The following is a 23,757-nucleotide window of genomic DNA, read 5'->3' on the forward strand; positions in this document are numbered from 1 at the left end:
ATCATCCTCGACCTGTTCGCCGGTCCCGGCGGCTGGAGCCACGCGCTCACCGTCCTCGGCACGCGTGATGTGGGTTTGGAATGGGACGAGTGGGCCTGTAAGACCCGTGCCAGAGCAGGCCAGTTGACGATCAGGACCGACGTCGCCGCCTATCCGACGTGGATCTTCTCCGGGCGGATCCTCGGGCTGATTGCCTCCCCACCGTGCCAGGCATGGTCGAAGGCCGGTAAGAGGCTCGGTCTGGTCGACCAGCCGCTCGTCCACCAGGCCGTCGCCGACCTCTCAGCCGGACGCGACACCCGCGACCACCTGATCGGCGCGTGCGCGGACGCCCGCTCGCTCCTCGCAGCCGAGCCCATGCGCTACCTGCACGCCCTCAATCTGGTGGGCGAGCCCGAGTGGGTGGTGATGGAGGAAGTCCCCGACGTCCTGCCCTTGTGGCGGCAGTACGCGGCCATCCTGCGGGGATGGGGCTTCTCCGTGTGGACGGGGGTCCTCAACGCGGCCGACTTCGGCGTCCCCCAGACCCGTAGGCGGGCGATCCTGCTCGCCTCCCGCGTACGCACCGCCGAACCCCCGCCGCCCACGCACGCTCAACTCGCCGAACCGCAAAGCCTGTTCGGCCCAGGCCGCGAGCGGTGGGTGTCCATGGCCGAAGCCCTGGGCTGGGGCCGCACCGACGGCCCGGTGCCCACGGTATGTGCCGGCGGCGGCCCGGGCGGAGGCCCCGAGCCCTTCCCCTCCGGCTCCCGCAAGACCCTCACCGACGCTCGCGACCGCGGTACCTGGACGCCCCGCACCGATACGGAGACCGCCCTGGCAGCTCGGAAGGACGGCTCCAGCCGGGTCGCGCACCACGGCACCCGCCACCATCGCCTCTCCAACGTGGCGACGCCCCGGTTCACCGCCGAGGCAGACCGCTGGTCGTGGTCACTGCGCAGCAATAACCAGACCAACGCCACCGTGCGTTCCCTCACCGAGCCGGCCAGCACCCTGTTCTTCGGTCGCAGGGTCAACCAGTGCAGCTGGGTCGCCGAACCTGTACACCCGCCCGACGGTACGGAGCCAGCAGAGGCACCGCCGCCGATCAGGATCACCGCGCGCGAGGCGGGCCTCCTGCAGACCTTCCCCGCCGACTACCCGTGGCAGGGCAACAAGGGGCGACGATTCTCCCAGATCGGCAACGCCGTCCCCCCGCGTCTCGCCGCCCACCTGCTCGCCCCGCACCTGGGCAAGCCCTTCAACCCCGACGACTTCACCCTCGCCGCCTGATGCCCCACACCCCCGAACCCGACGAGGACGACGACCTCGACCTCGCGCCAGCGCCAAGGCCCGTCCACTACGCCGAGCAGGCGCTGCTCGGCGCCCTCCTCCTCGACCCCACACGTGTCGCCGACATCGGACAGTTGACCGCCGACCACTTCGAGAGCCACACCCATGCCGCCGTGTTCACGGGGATCGGCACGCTCCCTGCGCCCGATCCCGCCGCCCACGCCAAGGACACGGCCTGGCTCAACCAGGTCCTTGACTTCGCCCGCCCGCACGCGCCTGGCCTGAGCGCCGCCTATCTCCACGCCCTCATCCAGTTCTGCCCCCGCTCCCAGCATGCCGCGGCGTACGCCCGGATGATCCGCGCCGACCACGCCCGACGGCTCCTGCGCGGACACGCCGAACGCCTCGGACTCACCGCAGGCGACCCCTGCCTGCCGAATCCAGCAGCCACGGTCCTCGTGCTCGCCGACGACTTCAGCCACCTCCTGGACGCCCTCGCCAGCGAGTTCGCCCCGCACGCCGGCCCTCTGCCCCGTACGGCGATCCCTATCCCGGCCGTACGACAGGCCTGCGAGGAGGAACTCGACGAAGAACGCCTGCTCCTGGCCTCGGCCGCGGCAAGCCCCCGCGACGTACAGAAGATGTGGTGGCTGACGGCGGACGACTTCGTCCTGCCGCTGCACGCGGCACTCTGGCAGTCCATCACCGCGCTGGTCCACCGCGGGGACATGGTCGACCCAGTCACCGTCCTCGGCGAAGCACAGCATCGCGGACTACTCACCAAGGTCCTCACCCCACGGGATCTGATGGCCCTGGTCTCCACCCCCGCGGGGTCTCCCGAGTACTGGGGCGAGCAGATCCTGGGGCGCGCTCTCCTCGCCCGCGCCCACCAGGTCGCTGAACGGATCACCGCCTACACCGACGACCTCGCCAACACGCCCCACCAGCTCATCACGGGCAGCCGCCGCGCCCTGGCCGACCTCAACACGCTGCGCGCCCGCTACAGCCGCGCCACCACGCCCGTCGCCGGTGCGCCCGCCCGCCCCGCGCCGCTGCCCCGAGCAGCCGGGCCTCCACGGCAGACCGCTCCAACCGCCCTACGAATCCACCGCTGACCTCAACCACCGGGCCCGCCCCATCTCCGAGCCCGGATCGAATCGAGCGCGCCCTTCATGTCCGGCACCTCCACCGACGTCCACGTCCGCTTCGACACCCACCCCGCCCACTCCACTGCCGTCACCGCTCACCTCACCGGCAGCCCGCAGGGTACCGCGCAAGCTCTGCTGACCGGCCGGGGCTTCGAAACCCTCGATGACCGCACCATGGTCTTGGCCCGGATCGACCACGAAGAGCCCCATTGGGCCAACAAGACCGCCCAGGAGCTGGCCGACCAGGGCATCGCCAGCGAGATCACACCCCGACTGCGGGAAGCCATCCACGAGGAGTGGACCTGGGCCGATCACCCGATGTCCTGGCTCACCCGCAGCGAGATCCGCGAGGTCTCCGACGAGGCCCAGCAGATCCACGACGACATCCACCACGGCCGCCTGCTCATCCACGCGCACGCCGACGACGACGGGACCACCGTGGCCGTCGGCACCTACCGCGACACCGGCAAGAGCGTCTACCTGCACGGGGAGAACCACCTGCGGTGTGTCGCCGGCGCATTCGACTCCATCGCCGAAGCCCTCACCGCTTTCGAACGCGCCCACCGCGACACCCTGCGCCCCGGACATGCCCCCATGACCGACACCGAACGCCAAACAGCCCAAGCCCGCACCAGCCTCCAGACGACCGACACCCCACCGGTGGCACGAGAGCCGGTCACCGAACAGGTAGCGGCGTACGCCGCCGACCCCGCAGACCCCGACGTCCTCCTCGACAACTTCCTTGCCGAACACAGCGATTGGGAAAAGTGGCGCACCTGGTCCGACGAAACCACCCATGCCATCCACGAGTCCCACACCCTGCGCATCGAACTCACGCACGACGCCCGCCCCCGCGACACCGCCTGGACCATCGCCGCCTACGAGACACCTGTCTCCGACCGCATGTGGCACCTCACCGCGACCGGCACCACCCCAGCCCCCATGCTCCAGACCTTGTTCAGCCATCTCGCCGATGGCGACGGCTGGGACACCGTCATCGGCCGCCCCATCACCGACACAACCGTCACCGCCGCCACCAAGCCCCTCACCGACGCCGGATGGACGCACACCGTCGACGGACGCTGGATGCGCTGGACGAACCCGTCCGAAGACGCTGGAGTCCAATTCGACGCGTTCGCTGCCCAGAACCCGAACAGCCCCCTCGGCACCTGGACGATCTGGGCCGGCCCTCATGTCGACCAGCGCACCTGGGCGCTGCACGCGTCGCCCTCCACCCCAGCCTCGGTGATCGCTGACCTCGCAGGAGAACTCACGCACGGAACCGGGACCCGCGCTTCTACCGTCCCCAAGCAAACCCTCCAGCGCACTGAGCAGATCACGAACACGTCTTCCCCCACAACGCCGCCGCGCACCCGGCCGACAAGCATCCGGCGCTGACCGGCACAACCATGGGGCCATCGGACTCGACCCGGCTGCAGCCCCCCGCAGGCAGTCGTACCGCGTCCACAGGCAGCACCCCAAGATGAGGGCCGAATGTTCCTCGGCCTAGGATCGTCCGATCAGAACTCCCAGGCGCTCAACCGGAGGATGCCACCGTGCAGTTCGCGGTCCTGGACCACGTCTATCCCGAGGGTGAGGAGTCCGAGTACTGGCCTGAGGATGTCGATGCTGTTCTATTCCATGACCCTTGGGCAACCGGCGACGAGATTGAATCGCTGGATGGCGGATATCGCACGGTCTACATCCTGCGTATCCGCATGGGCACAGGCATTGCGGAAATCGGTAGGGTGAAGATCGGTCATACATCAATGCACGCGGAACGAGAACGCGTCGCTCCTCTGCCAGCACGCTTCAGCCGACTTGACTCGTCGTTCTTCTCAGTTGGCCAGTCGGACGAGTACTACCGGAATGTGCGCGACGTAGTCGGCTCCACATACGACGACGTACTACGGGCTCTCCGTGACGTTTCGTTCGACGAGGCCAACCTCCTGACAGCGCTGAGATACGACGTTACCCAGAAATCTCTGCTCCGTTTCGTGAAACTCGCCGCTGTGCGGGGACAGTTGCGGCGGATCGCCCATGGCGGTGAGCGCAAGATGAGCTTCAACGTCGCCTACGAGCCTCCCACTCCTCACGGGGCAGAGCCGGTCCGGTTCCGGTTCCAGGTCGAGCCCGATTCCCATCCTCCGAGCAACGTTCACGCCCTCACAGGACGTAACGGGGTGGGGAAGTCATTCGTGCTGTCTCATCTGGCGCGCGCGGTCGCCGCAGGCGACCCGCAGCCGGAAACCCTCGGGCGGGTGATCGAGTTCGGCCGGGAAGGTCGCTCCTTCACCAACCTCGTGACCGTGTCCTTCAGCGCGTTCGACGACTTCCCTCTCGTGGAGAGCGACGAGATGTTCATCGCCTCCTATGTCGGCCTGAGAGTCCAAGGCGCTCGCTCACCGCGTTTCAAGACGCCCTACGGTCTGCGGGGCGACTTCGCCCAAGGCATGCAGGCATGCCTGACACGGGAACGTTTAGGACAGTGGATTGAGACTCTCCGTACCCTCAACTATCCAGGCAGCAGTCTGCTAGAAGATGGCTGGCTGGAGAACTTCGAGAACTCGCCGAGTCATCGCAGCCGTGAACGGAAAGCCCGGAAACTTTTCCGTCATCTCAGCTCCGGTCACAGGATCGTGCTGCTCACCATGACCAGGCTGATCGAGCACGTCAGCGAGCGCACGCTGGTCATCATCGACGAGCCGGAAAATCACCTCCATCCCCCACTCCTGGCCGCATTTATGCGCGCCCTCTCCGCCCTGCTGACCGAGCGCAACGGACTCGCCATCGTCGCTACCCACTCGCCAGTGGTCCTCCAGGAGATACCAGCCCGGTGCGTATGGAAGCTATGGAGCTACGGCGGATACATGGGCGCCGAACAGCCTCGCATCGAGACGTACGGAGAGAACGTCGGGATCCTGACTCATGAGGTGTTCGGTCTTGAAGTCACCGCAGCTGGCTTCCAAAAGGAATTGCAGCGTCTTGTGGCGGATGGATATTCCTACGACGCCGTCATGGAACATTTCCGTGACCGACTGGGCAGTGAGGCTCAGCTCGTGCTCAGCGCACTGCTCGGAATCCGCAACGAAACACAGGGGCAGGGCTGATGCGACGCCTGGAAGCACCGGGGATTGACGCCCGCACCTCCTTCGCAACGTGTATCAATGGCACCCGACCAACAACCAGATCCCGGCTAGAGCCCTTCGAGGACGCTGTCGCCACCGCTAGCGACGAATATGAGGCCGCAGCCCAGCAGCAGGCTCTGCATACCCTCACTTATCTTGCGAGCGAACCTTCGGGCCACCAGGACCGGGCATCACTCAAGAAAGTCTACAAAGACCGCATGCGCAAGGAGACCTCACCGGGCCGGCAGATCTACGAAGCCATCAGAGGCGCCACCAACAAGTGCCCTCTGTGCGGAGAGGGCGTCGTCACAACCCTCGACCACCATCTCCCCAGTAGCGCATATCCCTTGCTGAGCGTAGTGCCAATCAATCTGGTTCCCGCGTGCCACGACTGCAACAACAACAAGGGAGAAACACGTCCGGCCGACGCAAAGGAACAGACACTCCACCCGTACTTCGACGACTTCTCACTCCACCCCTGGCTCGGCGCCAGAGTGAGGAAGACCCAAGGACATGAACCAATGTCCATGGAATTCTTCGTCGACCCTCACCCCGACTGGGACGACACTCTCACCGGACGACTCCGCACCCACCTGAGAGTCTTCAACCTCGACTACCGCTACCGCCAATTGGTCGCGACCCACATCGCCGCCACCAACCACGACCTCAAGACCACCCCCATCAGAGACGTATCCACCTGGCTTTCCCGCAAAGCACGGGGCTGGGCGTATGAGGGAAATCCCAACACAATGGGAGGCGCGCTATACAGGGGCCTTGCAGCCGACGAGTGGTACGTCAACGGTGGATGGCACACGCAGGGGTAAAAAGGTCAAGCCCCTCTTCCGGCGCTTGAGAGGGTGCTGGCCCCTCCGGCACTGGATCAGCCCGCCTGCGTCAGGCTTTCCCAACCGATCCATTGGCTCGGTATTCCAGACCCATGCGCCTCTTCGTGACATCACTACATGTTCAGCAGGAACTTGAGCGGACAATTTACCGGTTGGTTCGCGACAGGGCACGCAGAACGGCACCGGCCAGGGCCGGCACGTCGTCGAAGGCACCACCACGAGCCCTGATCGACAACCGCGTACTCCCATCACCGCGCACCCCGACCAGTACATCGCGCGCGGCTCTACGCGACGGCGTAGCTGAGGCGGAGTAGATCCTTGGCGCGCTCCAAGTCCCGCTCCGTACGCAGCTGCAGCTCCAGGTCTCCCGTGCCGTGGTGGCCAAGCCCTGTCACGTCCCGGGTGAACTCCGGTACGAGGTCGACCTGTTTCGGGTCAGCCTTGAGGTAGACGAGAAGCTTGGTCTCCTGCGGCGGGCAGACGCAGGCGAAGTTCCGCAGCCGCTGATAGGCCCAGTACTGCTTGCGCTGCACCCGGGTGATGCCCTCCCCGAGGCCGAGCAGGACCTCGTCGACTGCCGCAGCCAGCTCTGTCATCGCAACGTCTGCGATGCGCGCCCGGGCCATCGTCGGCGTCCGGCGGTGAGCTGCCCTGGGAACGGAGGCCTGGGCGGTGACGGAGGCCACCGTCTCAAGACCGAGATGCTCTGTGCCGAGGTAGCAGTAGCGGACCAGGTCGATGCTGCGCCGGTGCTCCCGCACGGCGTGCACGTCGTAGCGCGTGAAGTCGCCAGCCACGCAGATCAGCCTGGGCGCGCTCCACAGCACCTGGGCCGCGGCCGTCGCCCCGAGCCGGTCCCGAACCAACTGCCCGAACTCGGCACGGTGATCCATCAGCCAGGACAGATAGAACAGTCCCTGGTTGATGACGCCGGCGTCGGTACCGCGCTTGTACTCGACGATCACAGGAGCGCCGTTCTCGTCGATGCCGAGCGAATCGATCCGACCTCCGTGGACGGGACCGGTACTGTACTCACTCGCCAGGAACCGTACCCCCAGCATCGTCACCATGTGCGCCTCGATGAGGTTCTGCACATCCGCCTCGGCCTCAGCAAGACGCGGCGCGACCTCCGTCACATCGTCATTCATCATATGGAACAGCTTCAGGCCCAACACCTTTCCCTCCTCGGCTCGGAGATCGAGAACACCGGGAAGGGTGCGATTGTTTCCACAATCACCTTCGAGCACGTGAAGATGGTGCGAGTTTCTGCGTCCGACCGCTGGATCACACTGCTGCACCAAAATTCCCACGGATGGCTGGAACCCACGTCAGGGACGTAGGAAACCGCAGACCAGACTAGGCAGGCCAGGACAAAAGGCGCCGTCTGAACGCGTAGACAGAGATTCTGAGACAAGGGCACGCACCAGGGTGCTGGTCAGGGGGCGACCCCTGACCAGCACGGCGAGCTAGTGGTCCCAGGGGCGTGGGAGCATGTCCCACAGCGCCTTCAGACAGTCGGGCGAGTTGGACAGGAACTTGTCCGCCATGCGTGCCGTGACGGAGCGCGCGGCACCCTGTACGGCACCCTGGAGTATCGCGGCGGGAACGCCGGCACCGATGGCGGACTGCTGTGGAACGAGAGTGGGATCGGTCGGCTGGACGGGGGCAGGAACTCTGTCCCGTGTCATGATGCTGCTCCCTTGAGCAGAGGGATCGAGGATCGCGGACACCTGCGTGGTGTCATCCGCGGGGGTGTGCGCCGCGCGGTCGGCGGTCCTGCTGTGGCTCTCTGCGTGAGAGCGTCCCTGCCGGGTCTCAGCCCAAGCCCAGGGTGGCGAGTTCAGCGTAGCCGTAACCGGTGCGTCCGTTCCTCCGGGCGTCTGGTGACTGGTCATCAGCTGGTGCCTTCCTCTGTATCGTTGGCGAGCAAGCAGCACCACAGCCGATCTTCGGTGCTTGCGTCGCGGCCTCGCGGGACACGGCGAAGGCCCGGACCATTGGGGTCCGGGCCCCTGCATCTCAGTTCTGGGGGAATCACAGGGACGTGTGACGCACGACTTCTACGCCCCGCACATGCCGGTCGCGGACAGCCGCTCCCCTGATTGCCGATCCATGCCCCTCGACGGAGCTCCCGCTCCTCGTCGCTCCCACTGCTGTCGCCGCTGATCCGCTCGACATGTGGTGCTTCGGCACTCGAAGGCGACACCGCGTTCGCCAGAACTGTTTGGCGGCGGCGAAGTTCATCACCCATTTGTCGGCCTGCGTACGGCGCGGCTTCGGCTTCTCCTCCTCGGTCGCGGACTCGATCCTAAGGACTGGCTCGCACAATCCGCTGCTGTACACCGGTGAGTTCGTCCCAGCCGAAGCAACCTGCCTGACCCGCCTCCCGAGATCCTCGCCCTGGCGCAGGACCCAACCCGGCCAGGTCAGCAGTTCGCCGCCTTCGTGCAGGTGCCGACTGTCCGCTCCCTCATCGGAGACCGTCGAGAGCCCGGGTGGAGGCCAGTCCGCTCGGCCGGCCTTCGCCCGCCGCCCCCAGGAGCCCCGCCCATCAGCGAGGCCAACAAGGAATCACATCAATGCCGTTAGCCATGGCCGCGGACGTCTCCGCCGCCATGCGTTCCGCAGGGCGCAAGGCGTATCTGATCCTCGACTCCTCGGCGGAATGCCGTTGCCCATCGACAGAGTCGCCGCCGACCGCCCGTACTGCTCAGGCAAGCACAGGAAGCGCGGGATGAACGTGCAGGTCCTCACCGATCCGGTCGGGAATCCGCGTTGGGCGTCGCCCGCGCTGCCCGGGCCGGTGCACGACATCAAGGCAGCGCGTACCCGCAGCATCATCAACGCTCTGGCCACAGTCGGCCTGCGCTGCTGGGCGAACAAGGGCGACCAGGGTGCGGGTGGCCATGTGCGGGTGCCTTACCTGGGCCGCTGGGAGCAGCCATCCACTGGTCAGCGTGCCGCGCACGCCCTGGACCCCGAGGAGTCGTGGACCGCGTCCTTGCGGATGCTCGGCCGGTGAGGCCGGGTCACGGCACCTGGAGCACGGGCAGGACGATGGCGGAGGGACAGTCAAGTCCGTGATGCACCTCCTGCTGGGCGGTGCGGAGTTCGACGGCGGCGGCGATCGGTTCTCCGGTGCCCGGGTTGCGGGCGTAGCGCGGAAAGGCACCGCTGGAGACCTGCACCCTGATGCGGTGTCCGCGCCGGAACCGATAGGCGGTCGGCCACAGCCGGACGGTCGCGCACGTCAACTCGTCCGCGCCGGAGAGTGAGACCAGCCCGTCGCAGACGTTGACCGAACGGCCCCGTTCGTCCACGTCGCACAGCCGCACGAACACATCGGCGTACGGCAGGCTGGAGCGGAACCAGATCTCGGCGCTCACCTCGCCCACCACCTCGATGTCCTCGTCGAGAACGCGGGTGGTGTACGCGAGCACGTCGGACCGGGCCTCCAGCTTGGCGTTGTCCTTTCTTCCGCCCCCGGAGGCACGGACACCGCCCAGGGCAGGGGTGGGATCCGCCGGGTCGTAGCGGTACCCGTCGGGCGGAGAGTCGGCGGGCGGGTCGGTGGACAGACCGCCGTCGGGCTGGAGGTGGAATCGGGTGGGCCGGTAGCCGGGCGGCGGCCAGGACGGGAAGTCCGCCCAGGCCTCCTCGCCCATCACGTACAGACGCACCGGGGGCCGCTCGGGTGGCCGCCGGCCATGGGCCAGGGCCAGCCCGAAGGTGAGCAGTTCGCGCGTCGGTGTGTTGTCGAGATTGGCGTGAGTCCACGGCCCGATCGTCAGCCTCGCCTCGCGTCCAGCCGCCCGCAGAACCTGGAAGTCGCGGATCTGGCCGGGCAGGAAGATGTCGAACCAGCCGCCGATCGAGCTCACCGGGACGGACGTCTCGGGTACCCGGTGCCGGTGGTCGAACCCGCTCCAGCGCGGCGAGTCGGCGTCATGGTCGAGGATGTCCTGGATGTACTCCACGCGCTGCCCGGTCGCGGCGACGTCCGCCCGCCCCAACGGCAGGGTGTTCAGCGCCCGTTGCTTGCGGCGTATCTGGGCCAGCCCCCGCAGGATGCCGGCCGGCTCGGCGACGGCGTTGTTCACGCCCCAGGTGAACGGCGTCTCCAGGGAGAGGCCGTCGGGCCGGAGGAACTCAAGGGTCAGCGCGGACTCGGTCATGTTCGGTATCAACGCCTTGACCTGCGACGGCAGTCCGTCGGCCATGGCCCACTGCACATAACCGAGATAGCTGGCCCCTGCCAGCACCACGGACTCCCCGCACCACGGCTGCTCGACCAACCACTTCAGCGTCGCCAGCCCGTCGTCGCGTTCCTGACGCATGGGGTCGTACACGCCGCCAGAGCCATGAGTGCCCCGCACGCTCTGGATCAGCACCTGAAAGCCACGCTCCGCGGGCATCCGGCCCAGTTGCACGCCGATGGGACCCCGCCGTCCGTACGGGGAGCGCACCAGGACGACCGGCAGACCGTCGCCGCCGGACCGTGGTGCCCAACGGTCGGCCAGCAGCACGGTGCCGTCGGGCATCGGGACGGGCACGTCACGTTGGACGGTCACGTCCCTGGTGATGGGGGGATCCAGCTTCAGGATCCGCTGGGCGAGGTGGCTCACCGCTTTCATCGCTCTCCTCCCCTGCCGCTCGTCACGCGGCCGGCGCTTCGGCAAGGGCGTCCGTCCAGGCGCTGCGGGCGGCGATGAGGGAGCGCCAGGCGCGCAGGGTCTTGGGCGAGGCGCCCGCGGCCACCACGCCGGTCAGCCTCTCGCCCTTGCGGTAGGCGACCAGGAGCTTGTGTCCCTCGTAGTCGCTGTCCACCACAAATGCCTCGTCGTGGTCCCGCAGGTTTCCGTGGGCCTGGAACTTGATCCCGTACTGGTCGGACCAGAAGTACGGCACCGGCGCGAAAGGACGGCTCACGTCCGGCTGAAGCAGATTGCGCGCCACCGCCATACCCTGCTCAGCCGCGTGCGTACGGTGCTCGACACGCATCACCGTGCCGAAGAGCGGATTGTGCCAGCGGGCCACATCCCCGACCCCGTACACACCGGGTGCGGCGGCACAGTGCTCGTCGCACACCAACCCGTTGTCCACGGTAAGCCCGCTGCCGGCCAGCCACTCGGTGTTGGGGACCGAGCCGATGGCGACCAGCACATCGTCCGCCGGAATCACGGTCGCATCCGTAAGACGCACCCCGCAGACCCGGCCGGCTTCCCCGAGAACCTCGGCCACCGCAACCCGCGTGCGCACCTCGACACCCTGATCACGATGCAGACGAGTGAGAAACCGACCCACCTCCTCACCGACGGCCGACGCCAGCGGCACCGCCGCCGACTCCAGCAACGTCACCTCCGCCCCCAGGCCCCGAGCCGTAGCAGCCACCTCCGCGCCCACGAACCCGGCCCCGACGATCACCAGCCGCCCACCCGGACGCAGCGCCGCCTTCAACGCCAACGCATCCGGCAACGTCCGCAGCACATGCAGCCCGACCAGCGCCTCACCACCCGGCAGACGCCGGGGACGCACACCGGTCGCCACCACCAGACCGTCGTACGGGACCTCGGAACCGTCGGCCAGGATCACCGCACGCCGCTCCGTGTCGAGTCCGGTCGCGGGCAATCCCAGGCGCCAGTCCAGACCCAACGCCTCAAGGTCCGTACCGGAGCGCAGGTAGAGCCGGTCCGGCTCCCACTGCCCGCACAACAACTGCTTCGACAGCGGCGGACGATCGTAGGGGAACTGCGGCTCATCCCCGATGAGCGTGATCTCACCCTCGTACTTCCCTCTGCGCAGGGCCTCCGCCGTGGCCAGCCCGCCCGCCGACGCGCCGACGACCACCACACGGTTCATCGCCCGGCCTCCTCTGTCGACTGTTGCTGTCACTCGACTCGCCTCCCAGAACTGGAAGTTCACTACCGGTTGGCCCAGTGAACCATAACTGGAAGTAAGCTCCCAGTTATAGACTGGAGTGATGACGACGGACGCCTCCCGACACCTGCGTGCCGACGCGGCGCGCAACGCCGAGCGAATCCAGCGCGCCGCGCGCAAGGTCTGGGCGGAACAGGGGCCCGACGCCCCACTCGAGGAGATCGCCCGGCAGGCGGGAGTGGGCATCTCGACGCTCTACCGCCGGTTCCCCGACAAGGGTCTGCTCGCCCGGGCGGCGCTAGAGCAATTCCTCGCCGAGGACCTGTCCCCCGCCCAGGCACGAGCGTTGGAGGACGACGACCCCCTGCGTGGCCTGAGAGCGTTGATCGAAGAGGCGCTCACCCTCGGAGCTCGCGAGCACAACACCCTGGCCGCCGCGCGGATGTCCGACTCACTCACGACGGACGTCGCCGCCGAATTCCACGACGTACTCGCCGAGTTGGTCCGCCGCGGCCAGCAGGCGGGGCTCATCCGCGACGACGTGGTCCCCGAGGACATGCCCAGGCTGATGGTCATGCTCTTCGGCGTGCTACGGACCATGCCCCCGAACAGCGACGGCTGGCGACGCTACCTCGCGCTCCTCCTGGACGCCCTGTCCCCTACAGCCGCGAGCCAACTGCCCCCGGTCACCGAGTCCATGGTGTCTCGCCGAGTGGACAATTTCCCGATCTGACCCCGCGGGCCCAGGCTCTCGCCCATCCGGCGGCGGAGCCCGGCAGGGCCCCCTCGATCGGAGCCAAAGGGGCGTCGCCCAGCTGAAGAGTGCGGGTAAGAAGCGGGAATCCCCTCTCTCAGCATCTGTCGAAGAAGAAACCGGAACGTCCTACAGCCGGAGCTACCCCGGTGCGACCGCCCGCCCCTACGTTGCTGATACGGGAGCAGGTGCGGCCGCCGACCGTCCGGGGCCGGTGTTCACCCCGACCAGTAGCTCCCGACAAGGAGCTGAGGACTCGATGATCCGTATTGGCGTCATCATCCTTCCCGAGCGGGACTGGGACACCGACCGAAAGCGCTGGGAACGCGCCGACTGCTACGGGTTCGATCACGCGTGGACCTACGACCACCTGGCCTGGCGGACCTTGGCCGACGGGCCGTGGCACGCGACTCTGCCCACGCTGGTCGGGGCGGCGCTCACCACCAGCCGGATCCGCCTGGGCACGCTGGTCACCACGCCGAACTTCCGGCACCCGGTTCCGCTGGCCAAGGACCTGATGACTCTGGACGTGATGTCGCGCGGACGGATCAGCGTCGCGCTCGGTGCGGGTGCCCCGGGGTACGACTCGGCCGTGCTCGGCGGCGAGGAGCTGTCACCCGCGCGGCGCCACGCGCGGTTCGTCGAGTTCCGTGGTCTGCTCGACCGGCTGCTCTCCCAGCCGGTGACGAACTGGTCCGGGGACTGGTATTCCGCGGTGGACGCGCGCATGATCCCCGGCCCCGTGCAGCGGCCCCGCCCCCCGTTCCTCGTCGCCGCCGACGGTCCGCGTGGCATGCGGGTCGCCGCGGCCGGCGCCCGCCGGCCCGGCGACGGCTGGGTGACGATGGGGACCAGGGACCGCGGGTTGGAGGAGGCCGCGTGGTGGAGGGATGTGGCCCGCACGGCCTGCCGGATGGACGAGACGCTGGAGGGCGCCTGGCCGTACGTACGGATGCTGAACATGGAGTCCGGCACGGCCTCGCTGTCCTCGGTCGACCACCTGCGCGACCGGCTCGGCCGGGCCACCGAGCTGGGTTTCACCGACGTCACCATCGCCTGGCCGCGCAAGGACCAGCCCTTCCGCGGGGACGAAGCGCTGCTGGACGCCATCGCCGCCGAGCTACCAGATCTGCGGCGGATCGGAGTCGCTGCGGGGAGCTCCTCGCCCCCTCACCCGGTAAGCTGACTTTATGACCAACTTGTCAATTGCTGAGCAATGTCTCTGAACACGGTGTCCGCGCTCGACGCGCTCACCGATGCACTGCGGTCGAGAATCCTGAACGGGGACTTCGATCCGGACGAGCACCTCGTGGAGAAGTCGCTGGCCGACCAGTACGCGGTCGCACGGCACACCCTGCGCATCGCCCTGCAGGCCCTTGAGAGCGAAGGGCTGTTGCGCAGAGAACCGCGACGCGGCGTGTTCGTCGCGTCCGTCGAGCCCGAGGACGTCCTCGACATCTTCCGCGCCCGCGTCGCTCTGGAACTCGAAGCGGTGCACGTGATCGTGAGCCGCAAGCTTTCCCTCGACGCAGTCCGCGAGGCCTGTCGACACCTCCAGGCGATCCCGCGGGACGCGTCATGGACCGAGGTGATCAACCGCGACTTCGCCTTCCACCACGCGCTGGTCCACGCCGCGGCCAGCCCTCGCCTGGCACGCACCTACGCCTCACTTCAGGCCGAGACACGACTCGCCATGGTGCGGCAGAAGCCCTTGTACGCCACGGTCACCGCGGTCGCGGACGAGCACGGCCCCATCTTCGATGCCGTCGCCCGAGGCGCCGAGAAGGAGGCGTGCGCCCTCCTGCGTCACCACATCGAGCACTCGGGGCAGCAACTGGCCGCCTTCATCGAGAGCCGCCGCCGCGACGATCGCTGATCCCCGGCCCGGCAGCGCCCGACACCGCACCTGCGGCGCATCCGCACGCGCCACCGGCACAACCCGTGCTGCACACCACCGTTGCAGCCCCGAGCGAAGGCCGAGCAATCCGACAATGTCAAGTCTTGAAAACGCGGTGTGCCCCCGCGAGGAGCGCGCCTGATGCGGGGAGTCGCCGTCTCCCTGTCCGCCTCGTGCCTGTTCGGACTGGTCTTCTACCTGACCGACCAGGTCGGCACCTCACCGGAAGTGGCCACCGCCTGGCGGGTGCTGCTCACATCGGGATCGGGCATCGCGCTGCTCTCCCTGCGCCCCACGCGGCAACTCGTCAAACAGCTCTGGACCGCCGTGACCGCCACCTGGTGGATGCCGCTCGTCCTCCTGGCCCTGAGCGCCGGCATCGGAGCGCAGCTCTGGCTGTTCACCTGGGCACCCGTACACGGGTACGCCCTCGACGTCTCCCTCGGCTACCTGCTTCTGCCCATCTCACTCGTCCTCACCGGACGCTTCGTGTTCCACGACAGCGTCACCCGCGTGCAGTGGATCGCCGTCGGCGTCGCCGCCACCGCCGTCGCTCTGAGAATCACCGCGACCCACGCCATCAGCTGGGTCACCCTCACCATCTGTCTCGGCTATCCCGCCTATCTCGCCGTACGAAAGTACTTCCGTCTCGACAACGCGGCCGTCTTCGCGGCGGAGTGCACCGTTCTGAGCCCCGCCGCACTGATCGCGATCGCATCCGGTCCCGGGCCCTCCACCACTCAGGGCGTCCTCGCGATCAGCGCGATGGCGCTCGCGGGAACGGCCGGTATGTATGCCTTCCTCGCAGCCGCGCGACTCCTGTCCATGCCGGCCTTCGGACTCCTCAGCTACGCGGAACCCGTACTCCTCTTCTTCGTCGCCCTGACTCTCGGCGAACGGATCACGGGCCCGGACATCGTCGTCTACTCCCTGCTGTCCCTGGCTCTGCTCCTTCTGGCGGTCCAGTCGCTGCTGTCAGTACGCGACATACGCACGGCACAACGCCTGCGAGGCGCCGCGATCCACCCCCGGCGAACACAGCCCAGCGAGACGGCGCCGTGCGAGCTGGGTCGGTGACCGAACCGCGTCGGGCCGGTTCGCGCACCGGGCAGGATCCATGAATGACCAAACTGCCGTCGGACGATCACCCTGTTCCCTTCAACCAGAACCTGGCCGAGGTCCAGTGGCGGCCACTTAGGGCGGAAACCGGGTGGACAGCCGCCACCACCCGGTTCCTCAACCGCGTTGTCCGCCCTGGCCACCGAGCGGTGGGGAGCGGAACGGTCTCTGAGTAGAGGTTGCGCCGGTGTTCAGCGCACGTGCACCGGCAGTCTCTTGATGCCGTGGACGAACGTGTGGGGGAGCCATTCGGGTTCACCCACCTCCATGTCGGCCACGTGGGTGAGCAGTTCCCGGAAAAGAGCGCGCAGTTGTGTCTTGGCGACCGTGTGGCCGAGGCAGAAGTGGACACCACCGCCGCCGAAACCGACGTGTGGGTTCGGCGACCGGGAGAGGTCGAACGTGTCGGGCCGGTCGAAGACCGTCTCGTCGCGGTTGCCCGAGCAGTAGAAGAGACCCACCTTCTCGCCGGCCCGGATGGTGGTACCGCGGATCTCGGCGTCGACCTTGGCGACGCGGGCGAAGTTCATGACCGGAGAGGCGAAGCGGACGAACTCCTCGACCGCCGTACCGATGCGCGCGGGCCAGTCGGCCAGCAGCCACTCCTTCTGCTCGGGGTTCCTGGCCAGGGCCAGGACGGTGTGCGAGGCGGTCTGCTTGGTGGTGTCGTTGCCTGCGGTGGACAGCAGGACCATGAAGGCCCCGATCTCCTCGTCCGTGAGCCTCCGGCCGTCCACCTCGGCCTGGACGATGTTCGTCATCAGGTCGTCCTTGGGCCGGCGCCGCCGGTCCCGGGCGATCTCGACCGCCGCCTCACGCAGCACGTCCACCTGACGCCGCACCAGAGCCAACCCGTCGACACCGGCTGCCAGGTCCTCCTCGCTCGGGCCCGCGAACAACACCTCGGCGGCGTGTGTGACCGCCTCCCTGTCCCCCGGCGCGATCCCGATCATGTCGGAGACGGTCCGCATGGGCAGCACGGCCGAGCACGACGAGACGAAGTCGATCTCCCCCGCCCCGACCAGTCCGCCGACGATGTCCCGCGCGTCGGTCTCGATCTGCGCCTGGATACGGGCGACCTGCTTGGGAGTGAAGGCCGCGGCGATCAGCCGCCGGAAGGACATGTGCTCGGGCGGGTCCATGACCAGGAAGAACGAGGTCTCCCGTGCGGCCTCCTTGGGCATCGGGGGAACGCTGACGCCCTCGGCCGAGGAGAAGACATCGTGGTTGCGACTGACGGCGACGATGTCCTCGTGGCGGGTCACCGCCCAGAAACCGGACTCGCCACCCGGGTAGGCCCCCATGGGTTCGTGCCAGGTGAGTCCGCCTTCCGCGCGCAGCCGCGCGAAGGTCGTCTCGCGCTCGTCGAAAGTCCGGCCCCAGAACGCCGGGCTGGAGATGTCGAGTTCGTGGTACGGCCGAGGAGCCTGGTGACTGTCCTTGAGTCGCGTCAAGTCACTTTCCTTTCAGGTGGGGGGATTGCAGTCAGCCCGAACCGCGGACCGGTGTCGGGGACGGGCTGCGGCTGGTGCTCGAAGCGGGTGAGCGGGGCGTCCGCGCCGAGGGTTTCCACGCCGATCACCCGGCCGGTGAATCCTCCGGCGACTTGCTCCTCGACGGCCACAGGCCAGTCGTCCACCCAGTTCACGGCGGCGAGGAAGGTCTCGCGCCCGTTGACATGGGACTCAGGGAACGACCCGCTCGCGTGGACGACCATGCGGCCCTTCCTGATCTCGTCCCGGTCCCAGAACTCGCCGGCATGGTGACGGACGGGGCGTAGATGCCCGCGCCGACGCCCTCCCGTCCTGGTCGGACAGTCAGCCGGCCCGGCCTGTCCTGGACGTTGCGGGACGAGCCGCCCATCAACCCCTCTAAAATCTATCACTGAAAAACTTTAGAAGTTAGACTGATCTCGCCCCCGCGGTTCATCAGCCGGCGAGAGAGTCAGCAGTTCGGAGCACCACAGGGCTCGGCGCGCCGGACGTGACCGCCACCCACGCAGAGAACTCGCGTCGTTGCAAGACACAGCGAGCCGGCCGACAGGCGCATCGGCAATGGCCTGGTGACCGCCCGCGCCCCATCCCAACTGCACCACCGAACACAGGAGACCGTCATGCGTGTGGAATTCGACGAGCCGAGGTGCGTCGCCGCAGGACAGTGCGTCGTCGCCGCCCCCGAGGTGTTCGACCAGCGGGAAGAGGACGGCATCGCCGTCGTGCTCGTCGAGAACCCCGGTGACGAACTGCTCGACGGCGTCCGGGACGCGGCGGCGGTCTGCCCGGCCGCCGCGATCCGGCTGACGGAGTGACGCAAGCCCCCACCCCCGCAGACAGCCGAGTCAACTTCCCTACCACGAAGGCGGGTTGACGGACTTCCGAGTCGACCAGAAGAACCGGCTCCTCCATCGCGGGGAGTTGGCCGCCCCGGTCGAACTCCGTCCACCGTACGAGTTCTCCGTCCGCTCCGCCTTGTGCCGCAGCGGTGTCCGGGACATGGTGGTGTTCGTAGTACATGCGGGCGGACGAACCGGCGGCCCCGGTCAGCCAGTACAGGCTGACGTTGGTGAGCAACCGGTCGCGGTCCACGGCCTCCCCAGACAGTTCCTCGCAGGCCGTCGACTCCCGGAACTTCCCCACGAACCAGGCGAGTTGGCCGACGGGCGAGTCCGTGAGCGTGTACGTCGGCGGTGAGGGGACGAGAGGCCTGCAGCACCGCGTACCCGGCGCCCTCGCTCGCCCACTCCACCCAGCGGCGCCCGGCGGCAGGTTGAGGTGGACTCCGAGCACGCGACCCGGGTGGGCACGGCCCAACTCGCGGGTGATGACCACGCCCCAGTCGCCGCCCTGTGCACAGGCACTCATAGCCAAGTCTCTCCACCAGGCCGGGCCCGCGCATGACCCGGCCCGGTCCCCAGCCCACTTCCAGTACGGCCCCGGACAGCCCGTACCCCGGAATGCCCAGGACGACGTGCAACGCGTCCGTCGGATCGCCACCGCGGCAGGATCGGTCAACAGACCGACGACGTCGAGGAATTCGACGATCGAGCCGGGCCATCCATGGGTGATGGCCAGCGGGGTGGTGCCCGGTTCCGGGGAGCGGACGCGGGCGAAGTGCACGGCGGCCCCGTCGATCGTGGCCGTGAATTGCGGCCACGCGTTCAGTCGGCCTCGGTGACAAGCCAGCCCTACTCGTGCCACCAGTACCGCGCGAGTTCACGCAGATACCCCCGGGGACCGCCGTACGACCTTCCCACGCCCGGCAGGTCGTCCGGCCGTCGAGGCGAGCCTGGAGATCGTCCAGTTCGCCCTGCGGGATGTCGATATGGAACGGCCGGATCGCGTCGGCGGGTACGGACGTCATGATCGGATCCCGGCTCCCGTCAGTGCGCGGCCACCAGCACGACCGGCCGCTACCAGGCCACCGGCAACTCGTAGAGGCCGTAGACCTGCCCGTCGGACTTGAACGGCAGGTCCTCGACGGGCTTGGCGAGGCGCAGGCCCGGCACCCTGCGGAACAGCGTGTCGAACACGATGCGCAGTTCGAGCCGGGCCAGGTTCTGACCGAGGCACTGGTGGGCGCCGTACCCGAAGCCCAGGTGATGGCGGGCGCCACGGGCGATGTCGAACTCGTCCGGGGCCTCGAAAGCGGCCGGGTCGCGGTTCGCGGTGTTCGACAGCGCGAGGACGCCCTCGCCCGCGCGGATGGTCACGCCGGCGATTTCGACGTCCTCCTCCGCGACCCGCACGATCGCGTACTCCGCGACGGTGTAGTACCGCAGCAGTTCCTCGACCGCGCCGGGCGTCTTCGTCGGGTCCTCACGGATCACCGCGAGGGTCTCGGGACGCTCCAGCAGCGTCATCGCGCCAAGGGAGATCACGTTGGAGGTCGTCTCGTGGCCCGCGATCAGCAGCAGGAATCCGAGACCGGCCATTCCCTCCAGGTCCCCGGTCTTCGCCACCATCCTGCTCATGAGGTCGTCGCCGGGCTCCCGCTCCTTGCGCGCGGTCAGCTCGTGCATGTACGCCATCAGCTCAAGCATGACCGCGGCCCGCTCCTCCTGCGGCGTGGACCAGCGGAGCATCGCGGCGGAGCGGGACTGAAAGAAGGCGTGGTCGGCGTAGGGCACGCCGAGCATCTCGCAGATCACCAGAGACGGGACGGGTAGAGCGAGTGCTTGCACCAGGTCGGCGGGGCGCGGGCCAGCGAGCATCGCGTCGATGTGTTCGTCGACGATCTGCTGGATGCGCGATTCCAGCGCGGCGGCCCGTTTCACGGTGAACTCACCCGTGACCTCCCGCCGTTCGCGGGCGTGTACCGGCGGGTCCACGGTGAGGAGCGGGATGCGGGGCAGCGAACCGAGTCGGCCGGCTTCCGTCCTCGGGATGCCGGGATGGTTCCGGTTGTGGTTGAAGCGAGGGTCGACCAGCATCTTCCGGATGTCGTCGTGCCTGGTCAGTACCCAGGCCTGCATGCCGCTCGGCAGTGTGACGCGGGCGGCAGGTTCCTCCTCACGCAGCCGGACGTGCTCCTCCACGGGCGCGTAGGGACACGTCCGGACGAGGGACAGGGGGGCAGCGGGGGTGGGGGTGGCGGGCATGGGGGCCTCCGAGTGCGCTCGGCATATTCGGATGAATTTCGTCCGCTTGGCTTTCGACCGTAGGCGAAACGGAGGAAATTCGTCCACCTGCATCGCGTCAAGCACCCCGTCGTGCCGCGAGAATCAGCCACCCCACCCGCCTCGTCCTCCCGGCGGTCTCACACCGGGACCGCCTCCGAACCTGCGGTCCCCGTCCCGGTCCCGGCACGCCGGTAGTACACGGCGTCGGACGGCGCCAGCGGTGCCCGTCCGCGGATCCGGTCGGCGATCTTCTCCGCCATCATCATCACCGGCGCGTTGAGGTTGCCGGTGATGACCTTCGGCATGATCGACGCGTCGACGACGCGCAGATCGCGCACGGCGTTCACACGGCCCTCGCCGTCCACGACGGCCTCCGCGTCCGTGCCCATCCGGCAGGTGCCCGACGGGTGGTAGGAGGTGCCTGTGGCCCGGCGGACGAACGCCTCGATCTCGGCGTCGGAGGTGACCTCCGGGCCCGGGGTGAGGAGTTGGGGACGGTAGCGCTGCCAGGCGGACTGCCCCACCAGCATCTCTCTCGTCATCCGGACGCCGTCGATCATGTCCTGCAGGTCCTGACGCTCGGCGTACGTGTTGAAGACGACGGACGGCGCCTCGGCCGGGTTCGCCGAGCGCAGGGTGACCTCACCACGGCTGAGCGGGCGCGAGAGGTCCATCCAGAACTGGAAGCCGGGCACCGGCACCAGCCTGCCGCCCCTCAGCTGCCGGGTGAGCGGCAGGAACTCCCACTGCATGTTCGGGAAGTCGATGTCGTCGCGGGTGCGCAGAAAGGCACCGGCCTCGAAGAAGTTGGTGGTGCCCAGGCCCTTGCGGCGCAGCATCCAGTCCGCGCCGAGCTTCGCCCGCCCGACAAGGCCGAGCTCGGAGGTGAGCGAGTCCTCGGCGCGGGTGCCGAACTGCAGGTCCACACCAGGGTGGTTCTGCAGGTTGCGGCCCACCTCGCGAGCCTCGGCTACAACGTCGATACCGTGGCGGCGCAGTTCGTCACCCGGACCGATCCCGGACAGCAACAGCAGCTTGGGGGTGTTCATGGCGCCCGCGGCAAGGATCACCTCGCGCTCGCACAGTGCTCGCCGCGGGCCGTCGGGACCGGCCACCTCGATTCCGACCGCGGCCCCGTTCTCGACGAGCACACGTGTCACCAGCGTCTTCGGCAGCACCTTCAGGTTGGGCCGGTCGAGGGCCGGGCGCAGATACGCCCTGGTGGCGCTCATGCGGACGCCGTCATGGATGAAGGACTGCGCGATGTGCAGACCTTCCTGCCGCTGTCCGTTGTGGTCCGGGGTCGTATCGAACCCCGCCTGTTCGCCGGCGCGCAGGAACGTCTCGTACATCTTGTGCTGGGCGCGGGCCCGGCTGATGCGCAGCGGACCGCTGCCGCCACGCCATTCGTCAGGACCGTCCTCGAACGTCTCCATCTTGCGGAAGTACGGCAGACAGTGGGCGTAGTCCCAGTCCTTCAGGCCGTCCGCCGCCCAGCCGTCGTAGTCCATCGGGTTGCCGCGGTTGTAGATCATCGCGTTGACGGACGAACCGCCACCGAGGACCTTGCCGGCCTTCTCGTCGATGGTCTTGCCGTGCAGGTGCGGTTCGGGGCCCGACTGGATGCCCCAGCCGATCTTCTTGTTCTGGTAGACGAACGGCAGCCCCCCTGGCATGGCGATGAACATGTTGGTGCGGTCGGTGCCGCCCGCTTCGACGAGAAGGACCCGTACGTTCGGGTCTTCGGTGAGCCGGGTGGCGACGATGCATCCGGACGAACCGGCTCCGACGACGATGTAGTCGAATTTCAGGGTCACCGGATGACTCCTTCAGGCGATTCCGGGTGCGCAGGTGACTTGAACGTAGGGTCAGTCACCCGTCGCGGGCATCAACGCCTGGAAGGAGACTCGCGACTGTCGTTCGACAGGTGTCGAAGAGTGGTCGTTTCGGGTTCGCCGGCACTGCGGTAGGCAGCCAGCCAGAGGGCAAGTTGCAGGTTGGTGCGGGTGACTCCGGAACGGAGGTCGACGCCGGTGAGTTCGGTGATGCGGTCCAGCCGGTAGTACAGGGTCGTGCGGTGGACGTGCAACTCCCTTGCCGCCGCAGCCACTTCACCACCGTGGTCCAGGACGACCCGCGCCGTCGTCGTCAGCTCCTCGCGCGGTCCCTGGCCCAGAATGCCGGCGCCGGGATGCAGATCGGCGGGCGTCAGGGACTCGGGGGCCTCGACGATCAGACGCCAGGCGCCGAGGTCGTCCCAGGTGGCCGGCGTCGGGCGCGCTCCGGCGGCCGCCACTCTGCGCACGGCCGTCGCGCGGCGCACCGCCTCGGCCAGCTCCAGCAGGGGAAGCGGAGCGCCGCTGGTCGCCGCGCGCACGCTGGTGCGGACCACGTGCACGCTCATTCCCCCGGGCAGCTCCCAGCCGCCGGGCCGGGGCGGCGCCTCGACCTGTACCCGCGCGTCCGGTGGCAGGTTCTCCAGACGGGCAAGTTCACGTGCGGCCTCCTCGTCCGGGCCGGACAGGAGGCGGCCCAGGAGCGCGTCGCGATGGCGGCGCTGCCGCTCCGCGGAATCCTCACTGCCCGCCATGGCCTCGCCGGCGAGTCCCGCGCACTCCACCAGACTCGGCAGTGCGGACTCGCCGAGAACCCCGTCCGGGTCGAGCACCCAGAGCAGACCGAGCGTGCGGCCGTCGCAGCGCACCGGCATGCACCAGCGCGCCCACATGTCGGCCTCGGGCACGGCGGGAACGCGGACGGGAGCGGTCGCCTGGGAGAGCCGGAATCGCTGGACGACGGCGGCCGCGACCGGATCCACATGCCGGTCGAGAATGGTCTTGGTGCGGGTACCGTCCACCGCGCCACGAGTACTCCACCACACCGGATGCTGTTCTCGGTCCTCGACCAGGACGGAGAGTCCGATCTCCTGGGCGAGGCGATCGACCACCCTCTGCATACCCATCGGTTCCACCACGGGATGCGTGCCTCCGTACTTCGTTTCTGATGTCGCGTGCCGTCCCGGATCGCTGCCCGGAACGCATCCACGCACACTGCTGACACTGCCCTGACCGGGTGGATTCGACAAGTGTATGAACGCCC

The 23,757-nt window shown here is 68.2% G+C and carries 19 protein-coding genes and 2 pseudogenes; 11 read left to right on the top strand and 10 right to left on the bottom strand.

The genetic code is table 11. The features are described 5' to 3' along the window. The 5 genes from ACFYXF_RS04075 (at position 1) to ACFYXF_RS04095 (ending at position 6,372) form a co-directional block, all read left to right on the top strand. Positions 1-1,272 carry a DNA cytosine methyltransferase gene (locus ACFYXF_RS04075; RefSeq protein WP_389348460.1) on the top strand — a complete coding sequence of 424 codons (1,272 nt, stop codon included), beginning with the start codon at positions 1-3 and terminating at the stop codon, positions 1,270-1,272. Next, on the top strand, positions 1,272-2,387 hold the full coding sequence (locus ACFYXF_RS04080; protein ID WP_389347917.1) for a DnaB-like helicase N-terminal domain-containing protein: 1,116 nt from the start codon (positions 1,272-1,274) through the stop codon (positions 2,385-2,387). The genes ACFYXF_RS04075 and ACFYXF_RS04080 overlap by 1 nt, the downstream gene beginning before the upstream one ends. A 57-nt stretch (positions 2,388-2,444) precedes the next feature. Continuing rightward, positions 2,445-3,818, top strand: coding sequence for a DUF317 domain-containing protein (locus ACFYXF_RS04085; RefSeq protein ID WP_389347919.1), 1,374 nt, complete (start codon positions 2,445-2,447; stop codon positions 3,816-3,818). A 158-nt stretch (positions 3,819-3,976) separates the two neighbouring features. Further along, positions 3,977-5,530 (top strand): AAA family ATPase, encoded by a 1,554-nt coding sequence (locus ACFYXF_RS04090; RefSeq protein WP_389347921.1) that lies wholly within the window; start codon positions 3,977-3,979, stop codon positions 5,528-5,530. A 236-nt stretch (positions 5,531-5,766) separates the two neighbouring features. Then, positions 5,767-6,372, top strand: a complete 606-nt coding sequence (locus tag ACFYXF_RS04095) for a hypothetical protein (RefSeq protein WP_389347923.1) — start codon at positions 5,767-5,769, stop codon at positions 6,370-6,372. Between the two features lie 305 nt (positions 6,373-6,677). Here the strand turns inward: ACFYXF_RS04095 and ACFYXF_RS04100 are convergent, their stop codons facing one another. Together ACFYXF_RS04100 and ACFYXF_RS04105 are read right to left on the bottom strand one after the other, a co-directional pair. Further along, a complete protein-coding gene (locus tag ACFYXF_RS04100; RefSeq protein ID WP_389347925.1) occupies positions 6,678-7,568 on the bottom strand; it encodes a DUF5655 domain-containing protein in 891 nt (296 codons plus the stop codon). Positions 7,569-7,859: 291 nt separating this feature from the next. Next, entirely contained in the window at positions 7,860-8,081 is a 222-nt protein-coding gene (locus tag ACFYXF_RS04105; protein WP_389347927.1) for a hypothetical protein, read from the bottom strand. 924 nt (positions 8,082-9,005) lie between these two features. Here ACFYXF_RS04105 and ACFYXF_RS04110 point away from each other — a divergent pair. Next, positions 9,006-9,361: pseudogene (locus tag ACFYXF_RS04110) on the top strand (transposase family protein); the annotation flags it as partial. A 61-nt stretch (positions 9,362-9,422) separates the two neighbouring features. On the opposite strand, the gene ACFYXF_RS04115 reads toward ACFYXF_RS04110, so the two are convergent. Together ACFYXF_RS04115 and ACFYXF_RS04120 are read right to left on the bottom strand one after the other, a co-directional pair. Beyond that, on the bottom strand, positions 9,423-11,027 hold the full coding sequence (locus ACFYXF_RS04115) for a CocE/NonD family hydrolase (protein WP_389347929.1): 1,605 nt from the start codon (positions 11,025-11,027) through the stop codon (positions 9,423-9,425). A 22-nt stretch (positions 11,028-11,049) separates the two neighbouring features. Next, positions 11,050-12,252 (bottom strand): NAD(P)/FAD-dependent oxidoreductase, encoded by a 1,203-nt coding sequence (locus tag ACFYXF_RS04120; RefSeq protein ID WP_389347931.1) that lies wholly within the window; start codon positions 12,250-12,252, stop codon positions 11,050-11,052. A gap of 121 nt (positions 12,253-12,373) precedes the next feature. On the opposite strand from ACFYXF_RS04120, the gene ACFYXF_RS04125 reads away from it, so the two are divergent. The 4 genes from ACFYXF_RS04125 (at position 12,374) to ACFYXF_RS04140 (ending at position 15,998) form a co-directional block, all read left to right on the top strand. After that, positions 12,374-13,003 carry a TetR/AcrR family transcriptional regulator gene (locus ACFYXF_RS04125; RefSeq protein WP_389347933.1) on the top strand — a complete coding sequence of 210 codons (630 nt, stop codon included), beginning with the start codon at positions 12,374-12,376 and terminating at the stop codon, positions 13,001-13,003. A gap of 280 nt (positions 13,004-13,283) precedes the next feature. Beyond that, on the top strand, positions 13,284-14,210 hold the full coding sequence (locus ACFYXF_RS04130) for an LLM class flavin-dependent oxidoreductase (protein ID WP_389347935.1): 927 nt from the start codon (positions 13,284-13,286) through the stop codon (positions 14,208-14,210). 30 nt (positions 14,211-14,240) lie between these two features. Continuing rightward, the gene (locus ACFYXF_RS04135; RefSeq protein WP_389347937.1) at positions 14,241-14,900 is read left to right on the top strand and encodes a GntR family transcriptional regulator; all 660 of its coding nucleotides are present in this window, start codon (positions 14,241-14,243) and stop codon (positions 14,898-14,900) included. Between the two features lie 162 nt (positions 14,901-15,062). Then, complete coding sequence (locus tag ACFYXF_RS04140; RefSeq protein WP_389347938.1) at positions 15,063-15,998, top strand: EamA family transporter; 936 nt, start codon at positions 15,063-15,065, stop codon at positions 15,996-15,998. A 233-nt stretch (positions 15,999-16,231) separates the two neighbouring features. Here the strand turns inward: ACFYXF_RS04140 and ACFYXF_RS04145 are convergent, their stop codons facing one another. Both ACFYXF_RS04145 and ACFYXF_RS04150 read right to left on the bottom strand, forming a co-directional pair. Further along, entirely contained in the window at positions 16,232-17,494 is a 1,263-nt protein-coding gene (locus tag ACFYXF_RS04145) for a cytochrome P450 (RefSeq protein WP_389347939.1), read from the bottom strand. Beyond that, complete coding sequence (locus ACFYXF_RS04150; RefSeq protein WP_389347940.1) at positions 17,491-17,757, bottom strand: hypothetical protein; 267 nt, start codon at positions 17,755-17,757, stop codon at positions 17,491-17,493. The genes ACFYXF_RS04145 and ACFYXF_RS04150 overlap by 4 nt, the downstream gene beginning before the upstream one ends. Positions 17,758-18,153: 396 nt before the next feature. Between ACFYXF_RS04150 and ACFYXF_RS04155 the strand changes: the two genes are divergently transcribed. Continuing rightward, positions 18,154-18,348, top strand: a complete 195-nt coding sequence (locus ACFYXF_RS04155) for a ferredoxin (RefSeq protein ID WP_389347941.1) — start codon at positions 18,154-18,156, stop codon at positions 18,346-18,348. A 70-nt stretch (positions 18,349-18,418) separates the two neighbouring features. Here ACFYXF_RS04155 and ACFYXF_RS04160 read toward each other — a convergent pair. The 4 genes and pseudogenes from ACFYXF_RS04160 to ACFYXF_RS04175 form a co-directional block, all read right to left on the bottom strand. After that, positions 18,419-19,400 (bottom strand): annotated as a pseudogene (locus tag ACFYXF_RS04160) (epoxide hydrolase family protein); the annotation flags it as partial. A gap of 49 nt (positions 19,401-19,449) precedes the next feature. Further along, a complete protein-coding gene (locus ACFYXF_RS04165) occupies positions 19,450-20,637 on the bottom strand; it encodes a cytochrome P450 (RefSeq protein WP_389347942.1) in 1,188 nt (395 codons plus the stop codon). Between the two features lie 158 nt (positions 20,638-20,795). Beyond that, on the bottom strand, positions 20,796-22,475 hold the full coding sequence (locus ACFYXF_RS04170; RefSeq protein WP_389347943.1) for a choline dehydrogenase: 1,680 nt from the start codon (positions 22,473-22,475) through the stop codon (positions 20,796-20,798). A gap of 71 nt (positions 22,476-22,546) precedes the next feature. Continuing rightward, on the bottom strand, positions 22,547-23,620 hold the full coding sequence (locus ACFYXF_RS04175; protein WP_389347944.1) for a PucR family transcriptional regulator: 1,074 nt from the start codon (positions 23,618-23,620) through the stop codon (positions 22,547-22,549). Positions 23,621-23,757 lie beyond the last annotated feature (137 nt).

The sequence above is a fragment of the Streptomyces sp. NPDC002680 genome (assembly GCF_042889145.1).
Taxonomy (GTDB): Bacteria; Actinomycetota; Actinomycetes; order Streptomycetales; family Streptomycetaceae; genus Streptomyces; species Streptomyces adonidis.

Coding starts and splice junctions, on each gene's coding strand:
- ACFYXF_RS04080 (WP_389347917.1), top strand. CDS start 1,272: ATGCCCCACACCCCCGAACCCGACGAGGACGACGACCTCGACCTCGCG.
- ACFYXF_RS04085 (WP_389347919.1), top strand. CDS start 2,445: ATGTCCGGCACCTCCACCGACGTCCACGTCCGCTTCGACACCCACCCC.
- ACFYXF_RS04095 (WP_389347923.1), top strand. CDS start 5,767: ATGCGCAAGGAGACCTCACCGGGCCGGCAGATCTACGAAGCCATCAGA.
- ACFYXF_RS04105 (WP_389347927.1), bottom strand. CDS start 8,081: ATGACACGGGACAGAGTTCCTGCCCCCGTCCAGCCGACCGATCCCACT.
- ACFYXF_RS04115 (WP_389347929.1), bottom strand. CDS start 11,027: ATGAAAGCGGTGAGCCACCTCGCCCAGCGGATCCTGAAGCTGGATCCC.
- ACFYXF_RS04120 (WP_389347931.1), bottom strand. CDS start 12,252: ATGAACCGTGTGGTGGTCGTCGGCGCGTCGGCGGGCGGGCTGGCCACG.
- ACFYXF_RS04125 (WP_389347933.1), top strand. CDS start 12,374: ATGACGACGGACGCCTCCCGACACCTGCGTGCCGACGCGGCGCGCAAC.
- ACFYXF_RS04130 (WP_389347935.1), top strand. CDS start 13,284: ATGATCCGTATTGGCGTCATCATCCTTCCCGAGCGGGACTGGGACACC.
- ACFYXF_RS04135 (WP_389347937.1), top strand. CDS start 14,241: ATGTCTCTGAACACGGTGTCCGCGCTCGACGCGCTCACCGATGCACTG.
- ACFYXF_RS04140 (WP_389347938.1), top strand. CDS start 15,063: ATGCGGGGAGTCGCCGTCTCCCTGTCCGCCTCGTGCCTGTTCGGACTG.
- ACFYXF_RS04150 (WP_389347940.1), bottom strand. CDS start 17,757: ATGGTCGTCCACGCGAGCGGGTCGTTCCCTGAGTCCCATGTCAACGGG.
- ACFYXF_RS04155 (WP_389347941.1), top strand. CDS start 18,154: ATGCGTGTGGAATTCGACGAGCCGAGGTGCGTCGCCGCAGGACAGTGC.
- ACFYXF_RS04165 (WP_389347942.1), bottom strand. CDS start 20,637: ATGCCCGCCACCCCCACCCCCGCTGCCCCCCTGTCCCTCGTCCGGACG.
- ACFYXF_RS04175 (WP_389347944.1), bottom strand. CDS start 23,620: ATGGGTATGCAGAGGGTGGTCGATCGCCTCGCCCAGGAGATCGGACTC.